General features: G+C 34.9%; 16 protein-coding genes. 12 read left to right on the top strand and 4 right to left on the bottom strand.

What is annotated here, in order from left to right; genetic code table 11:
- Window positions 1-49 precede the first annotated feature (49 nt).
- The 6 genes from J0M15_06860 to J0M15_06835 all read left to right on the top strand — a co-directional run bounded on the left by J0M15_06860 (window position 50) and on the right by J0M15_06835 (window position 7,012).
- Complete coding sequence (locus J0M15_06860) at window positions 50-1,426, top strand: hypothetical protein (GenBank protein MBN8536756.1); 1,377 nt, start codon at window positions 50-52, stop codon at window positions 1,424-1,426.
- The gene (locus J0M15_06855) at window positions 1,427-2,845 is read left to right on the top strand and encodes a hypothetical protein (protein ID MBN8536755.1); all 1,419 of its coding nucleotides are present in this window, start codon (window positions 1,427-1,429) and stop codon (window positions 2,843-2,845) included.
- A gap of 189 nt (window positions 2,846-3,034) precedes the next feature.
- Window positions 3,035-3,520 carry an MgtC/SapB family protein gene (locus J0M15_06850; protein MBN8536754.1) on the top strand — a complete coding sequence of 162 codons (486 nt, stop codon included), beginning with the start codon at window positions 3,035-3,037 and terminating at the stop codon, window positions 3,518-3,520.
- A 125-nt stretch (window positions 3,521-3,645) separates the two neighbouring features.
- On the top strand, window positions 3,646-4,944 hold the full coding sequence (locus J0M15_06845; protein ID MBN8536753.1) for a cyclic nucleotide-binding domain-containing protein: 1,299 nt from the start codon (window positions 3,646-3,648) through the stop codon (window positions 4,942-4,944).
- 88 nt (window positions 4,945-5,032) lie between these two features.
- Window positions 5,033-6,307: a replication-associated recombination protein A gene (locus J0M15_06840; protein ID MBN8536752.1), complete on the top strand. Its 1,275-nt coding sequence runs from the start codon at window positions 5,033-5,035 to the stop codon at window positions 6,305-6,307.
- Window positions 6,308-6,535: 228 nt separating this feature from the next.
- Window positions 6,536-7,012 (top strand): hypothetical protein, encoded by a 477-nt coding sequence (locus J0M15_06835; GenBank protein MBN8536751.1) that lies wholly within the window; start codon window positions 6,536-6,538, stop codon window positions 7,010-7,012.
- 38 nt (window positions 7,013-7,050) lie between these two features.
- On the opposite strand, the gene J0M15_06830 is transcribed toward J0M15_06835, so the two are convergent.
- From J0M15_06830 to J0M15_06820, 3 genes are all read right to left on the bottom strand, one after another.
- Window positions 7,051-8,022, bottom strand: a complete 972-nt coding sequence (locus tag J0M15_06830; protein ID MBN8536750.1) for a hypothetical protein — start codon at window positions 8,020-8,022, stop codon at window positions 7,051-7,053.
- A 124-nt stretch (window positions 8,023-8,146) separates the two neighbouring features.
- Window positions 8,147-9,406, bottom strand: coding sequence for a methyltransferase domain-containing protein (locus tag J0M15_06825; protein ID MBN8536749.1), 1,260 nt, complete (start codon window positions 9,404-9,406; stop codon window positions 8,147-8,149).
- On the bottom strand, window positions 9,403-10,092 hold the full coding sequence (locus J0M15_06820) for a hypothetical protein (protein ID MBN8536748.1): 690 nt from the start codon (window positions 10,090-10,092) through the stop codon (window positions 9,403-9,405). The genes J0M15_06825 and J0M15_06820 overlap by 4 nt, the downstream gene beginning before the upstream one ends.
- A gap of 186 nt (window positions 10,093-10,278) precedes the next feature.
- Here J0M15_06820 and nrdR point away from each other — a divergent pair, with 186 nt between their 5' ends.
- Genes nrdR through J0M15_06790 form a run of 6 tightly spaced genes read left to right on the top strand, consistent with a single transcriptional unit; the run spans window position 10,279 to window position 14,098 of the window.
- Window positions 10,279-10,800, top strand: coding sequence for a transcriptional repressor NrdR (gene nrdR, locus J0M15_06815; GenBank protein ID MBN8536747.1), 522 nt, complete (start codon window positions 10,279-10,281; stop codon window positions 10,798-10,800).
- Window positions 10,797-11,210 (top strand): transcription antitermination factor NusB, encoded by a 414-nt coding sequence (gene nusB, locus J0M15_06810; protein ID MBN8536746.1) that lies wholly within the window; start codon window positions 10,797-10,799, stop codon window positions 11,208-11,210. The genes nrdR and nusB overlap by 4 nt, the downstream gene beginning before the upstream one ends.
- On the top strand, window positions 11,198-11,653 hold the full coding sequence (locus J0M15_06805; protein MBN8536745.1) for a hypothetical protein: 456 nt from the start codon (window positions 11,198-11,200) through the stop codon (window positions 11,651-11,653). Before nusB ends, J0M15_06805 begins: the two co-directional genes overlap by 13 nt.
- A gap of 25 nt (window positions 11,654-11,678) precedes the next feature.
- On the top strand, window positions 11,679-12,230 hold the full coding sequence (locus tag J0M15_06800) for a hypothetical protein (GenBank protein ID MBN8536744.1): 552 nt from the start codon (window positions 11,679-11,681) through the stop codon (window positions 12,228-12,230).
- Window positions 12,230-13,069, top strand: a complete 840-nt coding sequence (locus J0M15_06795) for a kinase/pyrophosphorylase (protein ID MBN8536743.1) — start codon at window positions 12,230-12,232, stop codon at window positions 13,067-13,069. Before J0M15_06800 ends, J0M15_06795 begins: the two co-directional genes overlap by 1 nt.
- A gap of 51 nt (window positions 13,070-13,120) precedes the next feature.
- Window positions 13,121-14,098 carry a hypothetical protein gene (locus J0M15_06790; protein ID MBN8536742.1) on the top strand — a complete coding sequence of 326 codons (978 nt, stop codon included), beginning with the start codon at window positions 13,121-13,123 and terminating at the stop codon, window positions 14,096-14,098.
- Between the two features lie 164 nt (window positions 14,099-14,262).
- On the opposite strand, the gene J0M15_06785 is transcribed toward J0M15_06790, so the two are convergent.
- Window positions 14,263-15,423, bottom strand: coding sequence for a hypothetical protein (locus J0M15_06785; GenBank protein MBN8536741.1), 1,161 nt, complete (start codon window positions 15,421-15,423; stop codon window positions 14,263-14,265).
- Between the last annotated feature and the right edge of the window lie 265 nt (window positions 15,424-15,688).

Here is a 15,688-nt window from a genome sequence, read left to right as displayed (position 1 = left end):
AGACATAAGTGAATTAATCAGCTATGTCCATAAATCAATTTAAAAAAATATGAAACTAAATGCTCAAATAGGTCTCTTTTACGGCGAATCTTTCTATGATATTTCCTTGGTATTACAAGAGGATAAAAAACTTATTTATCATGACAGATTTTATTCTGCCAGATTTTCTTTGAAATCGCAAATTTCTAAAATAATGAACCAATTTCCTGAAATTTCTATAAATAAAGTGACTATTTCCTCTCGTTTTGTGGAAAAAATTTTTGGTTATAAATTGGGTGGCACCGTGGCCCAAGTAGTCACCCAAGGATTTGACAAATGGCTTGCTCTTCATCAAAAAAATCATTTTGAAAATAGTTTTAAAATTGAAATTGCTCCGGATCTTTCAGCTGATGACATGATCTTCACGATCGATGAAAAAATTGATTCCAATGGCTTTGTTGAAAAAGCTTTGCAAGAGAAAGATCTGAAGTCGTTGATTCTAAAATTAAAACAAGTTCAGGCAAAACGGGTCTGTTTACACTTACTCAATTCTAATAAAAATAAAGTCCATTCTGATTTTATTAAAACTCAGCTTTTAGAAAATAAATTTGAAGTCTTCGACCCTAATGATTTGGTGGGATGTCAAGCTGAAGAATCAGATTTCCCTCTTTGGCGGTTAAATCTTTTGGAAGCTTCAACAAGCGGAACTTTTTGCGAGCTTAAGGACAATATCATTGAGGCCCTTTCCCCCTATGTGGCTGCCGAGAATATTTATTTCCTAAACCACTTTTTGAAGCGGCATCAAGGAGAGGTTGGACAACGAATTTCCACTTTATTTTCCTTTGAACATGCCTTCTTTTCAACCTTAACCCAAAAAGGGTTGATCCCTCAAAAATCTGAACTGTTTCATTTTGGAGTGGAAAACTTTTCTTTTTTTAGTTCCGAAATTAACAACTGGGAAAGCCCTTGGGGTGAAACCTGTTTAAAATGCTTCCATAGAAAAGATCTAAAAATTCAACCCACTAATTCGTTCTATTTAAATTCTTTTGAAGAAATTGATATCACAAAAAGTGAAGAATCTTTTGAACCTGGCCCCATGAGTTTAGAACGTGGCAGAATTCCCTGTGTTTATGATATTCTAAACAGTGAAAACTTGAGCAAAGAACTGCTTAAAAAATTACAAGATTCTTTTTGGGCATTAGTTCGATCTTCTAAAACGGAACACTCTGAGGCTCACACTTTAGATGAATTTAGGACCACCATTTTGGAAAGAATTTCATGGGAAATTCAGCTAATAACAAAAAATGAAAATATCGTTATCTATGGCCTATGGGCGGAAAAATTTTTTGATTTTATTAAAAAAAAGATCCCTCATAAAAATGTTATTTTGATCAAAGAATCCGAACTGCCAAAATCCTATATTTTAGCATTAAGTGAGATTGTTTAAATGAACCAAGTACGTCTCAGTGATTTTCATTTTTTACTGGATTGTCTTTCTGAACCATTTGACAACTTTTCGATTTCAACCTCGGATGACAAATGCCTGAAAGTGAAGACCTCTATTCCTTTTTTAACTTTAGGACTAATGCAAGGCCCACTATTATTAAAATCTTTTTTTACTCTTACTGATGATGCCATTTTCTTTCACAATGAGCCCTCTCTGGGATGTTCGCAGTTTTCTTCAATTCAATTTGTTTTTTCCCAAAATGGTTTTAATTTTTGTATTAATAAATCTTTCCCAATGTCCTTTGAGAGCACTCAAAATGGCTCACAAATCCCCTTAAAAATTCCTCCCTTTCCTCTTGTTGAAAATAACAAAATAAACACTTTTATTTTTGATAGTTTAAAACTAAATCCCTCCATCTCAATTGAATTCGTAGATTTATTAAAATCTAGCATAAATGATTTACTTATTTTTAAAGATCAGTTCTCTCATTTAGTTAAAACTTCATCTCCTTTTTTTACCAAAGAGGTTTGCCAAAAGTACTTGCATTTTTGTGCGGAAGAAGCGCAATTTAAGTTCAAACAAAAGGTCTATTCCCAGTCCCAAACTGAAATTCCAATTGGAGGTTCTCATTTTCTAAAATTGAAATTACTGACCGATGAAATGGGAATTAAAATTGATTTCCAAGGTACCAGCCCAAGTGATCAGTTATCACTTAGCGATCTGGCAACGGACAGTGTTTGCTTTAGTCTTTTATGTCAATACTTTCAAATGTCTCACAAAATGAATTCCTCAGTATTCTCATTATTTCAGATTATCAAGCCCATGAATTCTTTTGTGAGCTCAAAAAATACCAATAACCTCATCGCCTCTGAGAAATTGGGGATACCCTTATTAATGACAGCTCTTCACCACTGTCTGTGGAAAATTTATGGGAAAAATCAAACCGCCCCTCATAATTATTTCAATCTTCCTGTTCAAATTAAAAATGACCATGGCGACTATCTCCATTTTAATTTATTAAATGGACGATCTTTTTATTTCCAAAATAATTACCACCAAGATAAAGGTTATTTTGCGAAAAACAATTCCGATGGTTCTCTATTTCCATCTCTGACTCAATTTGAAAAATTGGGACTCCAAGTTCTTTCTGTTTCTGAAAGGCCTTTAAAATCAATAAAATCATCTGTTTCTAGTAGCCCTGGGTGGATTCTTAAACTAAAAACAAGACAAAAATTATCCTTAACTTTTTTTTCTGATTCCATTACAAATTCCCTTAATCTAGAAAAGAACTTAACTGTTTATGAGCCCACTCAAGTCTTTATAAATCTTAAACCAATTTCTGTGGATTTTTTTACTGGCGAAGTTCCTGAAAATAGTGAACTCACATTTATTTCTGGCTACAGCCCCTCCATCATCTAAATGCCCGTGCAAGGATAACTTTACTAGTATTCTTTCTCGGCCCCTCATACCATGCCAGCCCAAAGTATAGATTTTCATTTTTGCCTCAACAGAAACAACAATCGACTAAATTAATTCATCTCTATTCCGAATTAATTGGAAATATCTATAGTTGCTTTCTAAAGTGACTTTTAAAAAAGGCAGGCTGTCTTGAGTGAATTAGAAATTTTAGAGTTTATCTCGTTCAAAATGCTCTATGCTGTGATCTGTGGAATGATTGTTGGCTATGAAAGAAAAATTAATGACTCATCAGCATCATTTAAAACCCAGATTTTAGTTTGTGTAGGTTCAATGATTTTCACCGTGATACCTCAGCTTGCACCTAAAGTACCTACTTCTGATTCTTTTCGTATTATCGCGCAAATAATTTCTGGCGTCGGTTTTCTTGGCGCCGGGGCTATACTCCATAATGGAACAAGTCACGTAATTGGGCTCACAACAGCTGCTTGGATTTGGTTTACTTCAGCTATTGGAATCATGATTGGAATTGATCATGGTCCTGTAGCTGTATTTATCTCGATTTCATTAGTAACTGTTATAAATACAGCACGAAAAATTGAGGTTAAATACTTTTCAGACAAACACAAACGTAGACACACCGATAAAAAAAGTGATCATCTCAAGGAAGTCGCTTAGGGCAAGTCTAGATGTCATTGTTCACTTTTTGCTCCGTGAATTAGGCTATTCAGTTTAATCATTTTCATTTTTTAAAATTATTTGTTGAAGAATTCATTTCTTTTTGAAACCATAAGAGCATGAAAGTGAATCATTTAAATCTTAATAATTATATGGAGATTTTCCACTCCTCAGGTTTTTTTAAAAATTTATCAAGCCAAACGTTAACCAAACTCATGGCCCATGTTGAATTGAAGAGTTATGAGGCTGAGGAAGTTCTGCTAACTGAAGGTCAAGAAAATCATGATCTTTATTTTCTTCTTGAGGGCTTTTTAGGAGTTTTTGTCCATGGAGAAAAAGTTTCTGAGTTAAGTCGATTTGGTGAAGTTTTTGGTGAAATCAGCCTGATCAATGCAATCAAAACGTCTGCCACGATCAAGGCTGAAAAAAAATCCATCGTTTTATTATGTAAATTGAGTCAATTGAAAAAAGAATCATCGGAAGCTATAAAAGAATTTGAAGCCTCAGAGTTTAAACTCTTCTCGGCCATCTTGGCCGAACGTCTGGTTGTCACCAATGAAAAAGCTAGAGGATTTGAAATCGCAAATAAAGAACTCACCGAAGCCAAAAAGCAACTTGAAAAATCTAACCAAGAACTTGAAAAAAGAGTTTTAGAAAGAACCGCCGAGCTTGCTGATAAAAATATGAAACTAGAAGCAGCTGTCATTGAAAACCAACAACTGGTCAGGGTCCTTTGTCACGATTTGAATAACACTCTTTCTGTCGTGCAATTAACATCTTCTCGAGCTGTTAAAATATTTGATCAGTTAACTCCGACACAGCAATTAGATTTCTGGAAGCGGGTTCAACGAGCCGCTCTTAAAGAACGCGACTTAATTTCATACGTTCGAGAATTGACCGCCTTAGAATCAGGAAAGAAGAACATTCAACTTACCCCTGTGACCCTATTAGATGTCATAGAATCAAGTAAGTTTGTCTTCCACGAAAAACTACTTGAAAAAGAGCTAGCTCTTATTGAACATATACCAAGCCAAGTTAAGGTTATGGCCGAGGTGGTAAGTCTCACTCACTCCGTTATTAATAATTTAATATCAAATGCTATTAAATTTTCACCCCGTGGAAAAAAAATCGAAGTTATCGGAAGCCCTCTTGGAGAAAACAAATACCAACTTTTAGTTAAAGACGAAGGAATAGGAATCCCCAAGGAAAGTCTTTCTGATTTATTTTCTATGAATAAAAAAACGTCCCGAGTAGGCACAGAAGGTGAATCTGGAACTGGTTTTGGAATGCCTTTGGTTCTAGCGACGATGCATGCCTACGGTGGTAGTATTGAGGTAGATAGCTGCTCTATAGATGACCTCAATCATGACTCGAATAAATCCTCTGGAACCACTTTTAAATTGATTTTCAACTTGCCAAACTAGGACCTGCCTTTTTTTGACTGAACATGCCCAAAAGGCGTGTAACAAAATAAAGATTGCTGACGAGACTTTGCCTAAGCTAAATAGAATCATGGATTTATTTAAGCACGTGGAAAAAACTGAACTAAAAAGACCTCTTGCTGAAGAGCTTAGACCTTTGTCCTTTAATGACTTTTTTACAACCGCTCTTTTAACCCCCAAGGCATTGCCAATAGACTCGTGGCTAAGTCAAAATTTTGTCCCCAATATGATTCTTTGGGGCCCTCCAGGAACAGGGAAAACATCCTTTGCAAAGTTATTAGAAAATCAAGAGACTTTTACTTATATCAAAGTCAATGCCGTTGAGACGGGAACAAAGGAACTTAAATCCCTTGGAGAAGAAGGCCGCGATCGAAGAAATATTTATCAAAAAAAGACCTTATTATTTATTGATGAAATTCACCGCCTTAATAAAGCACAGCAAGACATTCTTTTACCCTTTATTGAAAAGGGTGATCTTAGTTTTATTGGTGCGACAACAGAAAACCCTTACTATGAATTAAATAAAGCTATTTTGAGCCGTTGCCGCATTATTCAATTTCATAAACTATCTCCCGAGATTTTAAAGCAATTATATTTCAAAGCCTGTTCCTACCTAAATATCGAGCCAGATTTGTTTCTCAGCACGGAGATTTTAAATTTGCTTATTCAAAATGTGAATGGGGATGTAAGACAATTTTATAACACCCTGGAGGTTTTATATTATTCGAAAGTGAACTCGAACTTTTCTCTTGAAGAAATTAAAAATATTTCCGATGCCCCCAATTTATTTTATGATAAAAATTCTGATCAACATTATGATCATATCTCTGCATTTATTAAAAGCATTCGTGGTAGTGACTCAAGCGCAGCACTTTTATATTTTCTCAAAATGCTTGAATCTGGCGAAGACCCTCTTTTTATCGCAAGAAGACTCGTGATTATCGCCTCTGAAGATATTGGCAATGCCGACCCCAGGGCCTTACAAGTGGCTATTAATGGCTTGCAGGCCTTGGAACTGATTGGTATGCCTGAGGGGCAAATCACTTTAGCTCAAGTCATTACTTATCTTTGCTCTTGCCCTAAATCCAATCGCTCTTATATGGCATTAAATAAGGCCAAAGTTTTCTTTAAAGAAAATCCATTTTTCGAGGTTCCAAGCCATTTAAGGTCTGGCCCACAACCCCTTGGAAAAGAAAATTATTTGTACCCCCATGATTTTCAAAAATCTTGGGTGAAGCAAACTTACTTGCCAGAAAAAATAAATTTATCACAGGATTTTTATGACCCTTCAGATTTTGGTTTTGAAAAAAACATCAAAGAATACTTAGCTTGGTTGAAAAAATAATTCTCTTTCTTATGAATGAGTCCTCTATTAATTGGAAAAGGCACCACCCGTTTGATGGGTAACACCGATTAACGTTAAAGTCTCAAAATGAGATGTCTACAAACTTTAGCACTGACTACATTCAAGGTTTATTTCTTTGGTTAGGCCCTATTTAAAATAAATTTAAAACATTTCGTTTGATGCCGACTGGTATGAAGTATGCAGAGAATTATAGGCAGGGAGTACTGTATGAACCATTTGGTATTGTTAATAGCTTTATTACTAAGTTTAGACTCCTTTTCTAAGATGTTGTGTGAAATTGATATCTCATCGCCAAGAGAAAGGCTTAGTTCGAATAAAGAACTAAATAACCAATTAAGACAGCATCAGAAAATAAGCCGAATTAGAGTTGAAATAGACAGTTTGAATTTAAAAAATAAGTCCTTGCAAGAAACAAAACTCTATTTTCAAACACTAGACTCCAAAAAATTTGAGTCTGTTTATAAACCCTACAGTGGGACACAAGCTATATGGAAAGTTGACTTTTCAAAAAGTCAAATCTTTCCACAATTATTTAAAAACTATGTGAACATTATAGAATATGATTCAAAATTTTTAATCAGAATGTATGACTCGCCAAAAGAAAAATCCCTGATTAGTTTAAGTTTTGAAAAAAGAGATTGCTCTGAGATTTTACCAAAGAAAATCCTCACTGGATCTAGATAGCTGTGGTTTTACTTCAGTGGAATAGCTAAAAGCATTCATTATTTTGTAGCCTCAGTTAACTGCACCCTTCCGTCTCCGGCTACAAAATAAAGTGCTGATTTTGTTTCCGCCTTCAAAGAGTTTCCAATGTTCCAAAATACGTATACTTGCATCCCTGCGATTGGATTTTGCCGAGTTCCTATATTAAAAGTAGCTGGGATATGAACCTCCGAAGAAAAATTAAAGCCCCAGCTGACTCTCAAATCCACAGGAGTCACCGTCAAATTTGCTATGTATTTTCCAACACCATCCACATTCCCTCCATAGACAAAACTAATTCGATAGGAATAAACAGCTATAACTTTCCCAACAAGATTTTTATATTCCACTGAAAAAACTTTTGAAATAGGAACTTGCCAATTTTCTAAATCGGTCCAGCAACCAATTCCCTTTGGCAGGGCAAAAGCTCGATAAGTTTGTACCCGAGTATGTACACGGCCCATATCGACAAGACTCCAAATTATATTTCCAATATTCACAATTTTTTCCAAGGTGACACCACTTGATGAATTTGGAAAACCACCGCCTCCGGATCCACCATTATAGCCTCCTCCTCCTCCTAATCCACCTACAGGAATTCTAGATCCCGTTGCATTTCCATCTCCTGGATTATTGGTGTCTAAGGTAATTGGACCTGAACCACTATTATTATTTAAATTGCCTGAGCCACTTCCAAAACCTGGGTTCAAATCTTGGCCTGAGCTACCCTGTAAAAGTATCGGTGATAGTCCGTTCGCTGCCCCTGTAGCACCCGAGCCAGAAGATCCCAGCCCCGTGGCGTTCAAAGGAGATGGCTGTCCAGAGCAATCTAAAATCTGATCGTAGTAATTCGGCCTTGGATAGATCCTTGTTGTTTCGATAATTCGATAACTTCCGATAACAAATTCTGGATTGTTTTTTGGGGACGGCCCCTGCGCCAGACTGACAGATACAAACATCCCCACTAATAAAGCTAAAATTAAATATTTCATCGTTCCCCTCCTGATGTAAAAATTTATTTCTTTCTAGGAGAATCAACTTATGAAGTAAAGAAGAGTTTTATATATAGAAATATGACTTCTTTCAGCCATTAGTTTTGCTAATCATTAACTTTTGTTATTCCTGGATTTTAGCCAACCTTGCACCATAAAAGCCATCAAAACCTTGCCGATGAGGGAAAATTTTTATTTCTTTTTCCAATTTCCAGTTTGAATTTTCAGCTAGAAATTTTTGTATTTGCATTTCATTTTCTGACGGAAACACGCTGCAGGTGGCATAAATCAATTTGCCATGAACCTTCATCATATCCTTGTACTGAGAGAGTATATCATACTGAATCTGAAGCAAACGTTGAATTTCTTCAAAACTCAACTTCCATTTTTTATCTGGATTCCTTCGTATAACACCAGATCCAGAACAGGGGACATCCAATAAAACCCTGTCAAAAGAATTATCGAGTCTCTTTATGGTTTTGAGCGACTCAATCACCTTCACTTCGATAATATCTATAGAGTTCCTAGTTGAGCGCTGTCTTAATTCTTTGAGTTTCCATTCATGCAAATCCAGACTGATGATTTTTCCTTTATTTTTCATGAGGGTCGCCAGATGTAAACTTTTTCCACCGGCTCCCGCACAGGCATCGACCACGCGCATGCCTGGTTCCACATTTACCAACTCTCCTATTAATTGCGAGCTCACATCTTGGACTTCAAATAAACCGTCCTTAAACGCTTGAGTTATGAATACATTTTTTTTCTCAATCAGCTCCAGAGCTGATTCCACTTTCTTTATTTGACGGGCATTAACACCTTCTTTTTCAAGACTCTGAACTAATTCTTTAGGCGTGGTTTTTAAAGTATTCACCCTCAAATAGGTTGTCGCCATTTGATTTAGGGCTTGCAACAATGGTTCAGCTTCTTCCTTTAACTGATCTTTAAAATAACCAACCAACCAATCAGGGTAGGATTGAAAAACAGCAAAGCTCATTTTTTTTTCTAGAGCTTTAAAATCAAAATTCTCAGATAACATGTCACTGGGAATCTCGTTGATGATGTATTGATAACTTTCATACATCCATCCAGGAAGTTCAAAACCTTTCTCCAGAATATAGATAACCCACATTTTCCAGATTTCAAAGTCAGAGATCTTTTCTTGAACTAAAAAATCATCCTCATTGAGTTCTGCCAGATTCCAATATTTGCGACGATACCTGACAAGATCATAGACCGTTTCTGCAAATAACTTCCTGTCTCTAGCTCCCCATTTTTTATTTATTTTTAGATGCTTTTCGATCACTTTATCAGCGTAAGAAGTTGAAGTAAAAATTTGCAAGAGGGCTTCGATGATTTTTTCAATTAAATGTTGATGAAGTTTCAAAATGTAAATACCGCCCCTACTGAAAAATAAGTTCCATTAAATTGCCCATCTGAAGTTAAGTGCAAATGATTTTTCAATCCCGTTTCAAGAAAAAAACCTGATGAGCCATAAACGTTAAAAAATCTAGCACCTAAAAATAACTGATAATCAAATGAAATATTGCTTTCATCTTTAAGCTGTTTAAAAAAGATACCCAGGCCGGCACCGGCCCCAAAATAAAGTGGGAATTTAGAACTAGCTTCAGGAAATATAATCACCGGAAGTATCGACATTTTTAATAATTTTTCATCCGTGACGTTAAATTCATTAAAATCAAAGCGGATATTCAAATCTGTCTGTCCCCATTCACTGTATCGGTATGTAATGTTGGCAGAAGAGGCTCCTGTATTTTTTTGCTTCTCTCGTTGCCCCCAGCTCCATGCATCCCCCTGTAGATGATTACCCACTCCTAGAGCCAAATAATGATCCCCAGATTCAATGCTTTTTGAGAAAGTAACGGATTCCTTGTCTTTTGCTTTTTCGACATCTGATTTAAAATACTCTTGAGCTGCTTCTTTGCCAGCTTTTGGAGCACTGGGTTTAGCAGAAGTCCCCCTGCCAACAATGGGAGTTTGAGCTAAAGTCCCTTGAAAAAAAAATATTAAAACAAGTAAAAAAATAGGAGTCAAATTTTTGAAAAAAATCATGAATTGTTCCCAGCCTCCAAGCCCAACGTTCCTGATGAATATAAGTGACTCGTTTGTTTTTGATAATCAAAATCTTGAAATTTCCCAGCATTTTGATTTTTTTGACTCGGGGCATTTTTAAAGATTCAGCATATTTTATCTATTTTTCTTTCGCTTTATTTAATTTGATTTGATATAAAATGGGGCATGAAATGCCCTTATTGTGGACATAATGATGATCGAGTTTTAGATACCCGCGTCCAAAAAGATGGCTCGATTCGCCGTCGACGTGAATGTCTTGAGTGCAAGGCTCGTTTTACGACCGTTGAAACTTTGCTGCTTAATTTCCCTATGATTGTGAAAAAAGATGGCCGAAGGGAAGCCTTCAGTAAAGAAAAAATTCTTCGCGGTTTACAGGCTGCCTGCCAAAAAAGACCAGTGAGTTTGACCCAACTGGAATCTGTAGTTGAAAGAATTTCGGCCTGGGTCATAAATCGGGGTGAAAATGAAATTTCTTCTCAAATAATTGGCAAAAAAGTCATGGCAGAATTAAAACAACTTGATGATGTGGCCTATATTCGGTTCGCTAGTGTCTATCGAACTTTTAAAGATGTTCAAGAATTTGTTGAAACGCTTGAAGATGCGGAGTTAACGGATTTTGTTGACACCACACAAGCCCAACTTCCTTTGACTGCATTTAATAATCCCCTTACGAAAGCCAGTTTATGAATTTAGAACGTCGACAGGCCAGAGAGCTAGCCCTCCAGCTCTTGTTTCAGGCTGAATTTTCTCCACAAATTTCAACATCGACTTTTTTACATGTCTTTGAAAATAATTTTTCTCAAGAAACAAGAGACTACGCTGAAAAAATTATTAAATTTGTGAATGAAAATAAATTAAAGATAGATGAAAAACTCTCTTCTGTGAGCAGAAATTGGAAAGTTGAAAGAATGGCTATTGTTGATAGAAATATCATTCGAATTGCTATTTTTGAAATGAAAATCAGTCCAGAACAGTTATCTTCAAAAATTATAATTAATGAGGCTGTCGAAATTGCTAAAAAATATGGATCCTCTGAATCAGCAAGTTTTATAAATGGTATTCTTGATCAAATCAGCAGAGAAGAATGGCTGTTATAGTACTTTCTTCAAATCAAGCATTTAATTCGGGAGCTGACCTTTGGGTCATTCCTGATTTTTCAAATTCAGCAATGGCGATTCAACTAGATTGGTATAATAATTTTCTCATTGGGAAAACCTTGCGAAAAAAAAAACTTCCCTTAGACTCCAATTTAAATGCTATTTTAAATGAAACTGAATTACCACGCTATGAAAATCTTCCTTCTCCTCATGATGTGATAATGATTCCAAGTTCTAAACCATTTCCAAATCGATGGACCGTGATGGTTGGCTACGAACAAGACTCGACTCTTTGGAGTCAAAAAATTTTCAAACTCTACCTTGATTTGAATAAACCCTCATTAAGGATTTTTTTGCCGTCTAACTTAAGTATGAACCAGTTTGTGGAATCTTGGCGTTCGTTTAGCTCTGAAGAGGATTTGTCTATAGTTCTTGAAAACTAGCCTCTTCCTAAGTGATTCTATATGCATGGACAGAACTGTAAAAATAATTGATCAGATTTTTGATATCAAACAAGAAACTTTGAATTCCTTTCAAGATGAAAAGAATTCATTTTCTTATTTAAATAATGAGGGTCAAATTAGGGGTCTTTCTTGGTTTCTCCCTACCCAAGAGAAAGAAAAGATCAATTATCTCTTTTTAAGATTATCAGAGTATTTTGAAATCGGTCTATTGCTCGCGTCAAGTTCTGCAACATCAAACTCACATATATCAAGAAATTCGGGAAATATTTTTTGGCAGCTTGAAAAAAGTTTTATTTTTAAAAAAATCATTGATCAAAATGAAATAAACACAAAACAAATCATACTTCCTCATTTTGATGACTTTAAAATTTATAAAAAAAAGGGAAGCCCCTTAGATAAGTTAGGTTTGAACATACTTGTAGATTCCGATTTTACTACTATTTTTTACAAAGTGAATCAAAATACTCTGTTCTGCTTTATCACGAAACAAGCCGAGCCTTGGCTTAGCCTTAGGCTTGAAAAAATCATTAAAGAACTTCGTAATGGATTAGTTTAATGGAAATAAAAAAATGTAGTATTTTTATTATTTCAGATGGCACCGGAGAAACCGCAGCTACCATGATTCGGGCAGCGCTGGTACAGTATCAGCAAAGTGATATTCATATTGTTAGAAATAAAAATGTAAGAACCGAACATTATATTGATAATATTATTGAAGAGTGCGCTCTGGTTCAAGGAATGATCATTTACACCGTTGTCTCACCTTCAATGAGAGCTAAGATTCAAGAGAAAAGTTCAGAAAAAGGACTGCTTTCTTTTGATTTACTAGGTCCTTTACTTTCGACGTTGGATACTTACTTTGGAGTTATCTCAAAATCCAATGTCGGCGCCCTACGTGCCGTGGATGAAAGTTATTTTAAACGAATTGAGGCCATTGAATACACTGTCAAGCATGATGATGGAAAAACACTCAATGACCTGGACAAAGCAGATATCATCTTGCTCGGAATTAGTCGAACCAGCAAAACTCCATTGAGCATTTTCCTAAGTCATAAGGGTTGGAAGGTCGCCAATATACCTATGGTTCTCAATACCACCTTGCCAGAGGAAATTTTGAAAATAGATCAACGTCGCATTGTAGGATTAATTATTGATATAGACTCTCTGCAAAGAATTCGAAAAAAAAGATTAGAGAAGTTCGGCCAAGACACTGGTGGAGAGTACGCTTCTCTTTCATTGATATCTAGGGAAATAGATTTTGCTACCGAGGTGTTTAAAAAGAACAAAAGATGGCCTGTTTTTAATGTGACGGACCGGGCCCTTGAAGAAACTGCAAGTGAAATTGTGAAAGTCATTAGTAGCCGGCTAGGATTACCTGATTCCGTGCTTTACTGAAGGATAAAATGGCTAACTTAGTAATAATATGGAGAGACGTTAGGAGAATAAATGATCATCGTGTTTAGTGCCCTTTTCTATTTAATCCTGGAAAATAAGTTCTCAACTCTAGTTGCCAAGATAGGAACCGTTTCATTATTGTTAGTAAATTCAATATTAGTCTACTCACTAACAAATCAGAACTATGAGCTTTATTTATTAGGCATATTTTCGCTGATCACCACCTTTTCATATCCTCTCAATCTTAAAATTCAACTTAAAAGAAGACTCTACAGCCTTCCTTTATTTTTCTTCTCTTTATTGGGGCTTTGTTATGCTCTCTTCGGAAACTCTAATTCTATTAAAAACAAAATATCTACTCTTTTGGGTGGACTTCTTTTAGGCTTTCTACTTGATTTAATAACCAACTTACCCTACGGATTCCAATCTTTTAAAGAATATTTTTACTTTAAAGAGTATTTAAAAAGTAATAAAACCAAACTAGAACTCTTGATTAAATGCTTGGATCTAAATATTACAAATTTCACCTGCCTCAAAGAACTACTTGATTTAATAACAAGAGTTCCTGAGTCTTCAAAAAACATACAATTTAAACAAATATTAATTAATAGTTTATTTTATTGGAGCCAGAATGAAAATCATAAAGTGTTATCTCCCTTAGTTTCGAAATTTAATCAACTCAGTTTTGATCAGCTCAAAAAAGATTTTGTAATTTATGATTTAGAAGACAACGACGTTAACCTTATCCTAAATATATTTAGAAGCGGTTGTTGGAAACCAGGTTTATTTATTCTTGACCAGTTTCTTGTCGCAAATAAGTTTTCTACAAAATACGCTTCGACTCTTATTTTTGCCGACAAATATTTAAATGATTTAAAGAAAGCCTCTTTTGATAATGAGTCCATTGAATACTGGTTAAAAACCTACAGTGAATGCTTTAAAGGAACACCTATCTCACAAAAAATTAATCTAGTTTACCATAACAAAGAAGACTGGTTTAACCGCGATGTCCAACACATCGCGCTTTGACTAAAATTTATCATTTTGAAATCTCGAAACTCTTTGGAATATTCTATGATCTGGTTATCAGTTTGAACTCAACCAGCAGGCTAAAGCCCTTTCCAAACTAAAAAATTGAACATATAATTTTATCAAAAATCACATTTAAAAAATGAAAAAATGTGGAACAAACTTTACTTTAAAAAAGAGTCAATTGCTTTACCAAACTCTTCAAGACGTTTAATCAACACACCCTCTAGTTCATTTAAATTAATAGGTAAATCATTGGGGCTAGTTTGTTTAAGTTTTTCTATTTCTTTAATAAATGTTTGCACTTCATCTGGTTGCATATTAAAATCGGCATATTTTAACTCAACAGTTCTTGCAATTTTTTCTAAAAAAGATTGGTGACTTATTGAAATAGAATTTCCATAGTTTTTATATTCTATGAACTGACCAGTTTCAACTCCTCTAGATGCTGCTGCCTCATAACTACTTCGTGCATCTTTCATAAAAACTACTTGAATAAGATTTTTTATTTTAGCATCTAAAATAGCCTTATTATTTTCAGAAGAAAAAGAATTTTCTAAAATATCTTTAATTGCGAATGTCGCAGCTTCAAAGGCAGTACTATCATATCTTTGATATTCTAATAATAATTCAATTAATAATGGATATTTTTGCACAAACTTTGTATGAATTAGTTTTTCATACAAAGTTCCACGTACTCCTAAGAATGTAACTAATTGTGGTGGTAAAAGAATCCAACCAATCACATGCTCCAATATATCATGGATATGTGTTGGTTTGAAGCCTGTCATTGACGTTTCATTCATAGAAATTAAAACTACTCCCTTATTTACATAAGAATGGTATACTTCTATTGGGACTTCTCCTTCTTTGACCCCTTGGAACCTTAAAGGTATTAAAAAGTTTAAATCATTAGAAATAATCTGATTCATTTTATCATTTAGCATTTTAATTCTCTGAGTTAAAGAATTGGGACTTGGGTATTGAATACTTAAATTTGCTGAATCGTAGAAAAAACCTAAAAAATTGAGTAGTTTTTTAACGCTTGGATGGTTTATATATTTATAGGATTTGCCACTGACAGCATTCACCTTAATAGTATAAAGATAGCCTCTATTAGATACTCTATCAAAAATTGTGTTAATTGGCATATGCTCTCCACGACTATCCCGCAGAAAAAAAGAGCGCTCTCTTTCATCAGACAATTCAACAACTGGAATTTTATAAAATTGAATGCAAGATTTTGCGTAAGAAAAATGACTGATATATACCAGCATAGCTCCTACTAAAAGTATATTATCTTTTACTTTATTTAATAATTTCATAGTTTTTAATACCGTGGCAAAATAGTTAGGATAAATTTCCCAAGAGTTTCAACAAACGGTTCTTTCGAATTTAAAAAAATGCCAAAATTGTGCCACCTAATAGAAGAGATAAAGACAAAACAAACTGCTTAGAAACCTACTTTGACATTCCTATTTTACAGCTGTCGTAATTGTTGAAATACTGTAAGTCTTTGCCTACCGAACTAGCTTTCGTTAGCTAACTCGACTGATGACGGGCTTTTACAGGGAATTTCAGAAGTGCGCC

Source organism: Deltaproteobacteria bacterium (assembly GCA_017302835.1).
Lineage (GTDB): Bacteria > Bdellovibrionota > Bdellovibrionia > Bdellovibrionales > Bdellovibrionaceae > UBA2316.
Note: the sequence above shows the minus strand (reverse complement) of the source record. Positions and strands in the feature narration are given on the sequence as shown.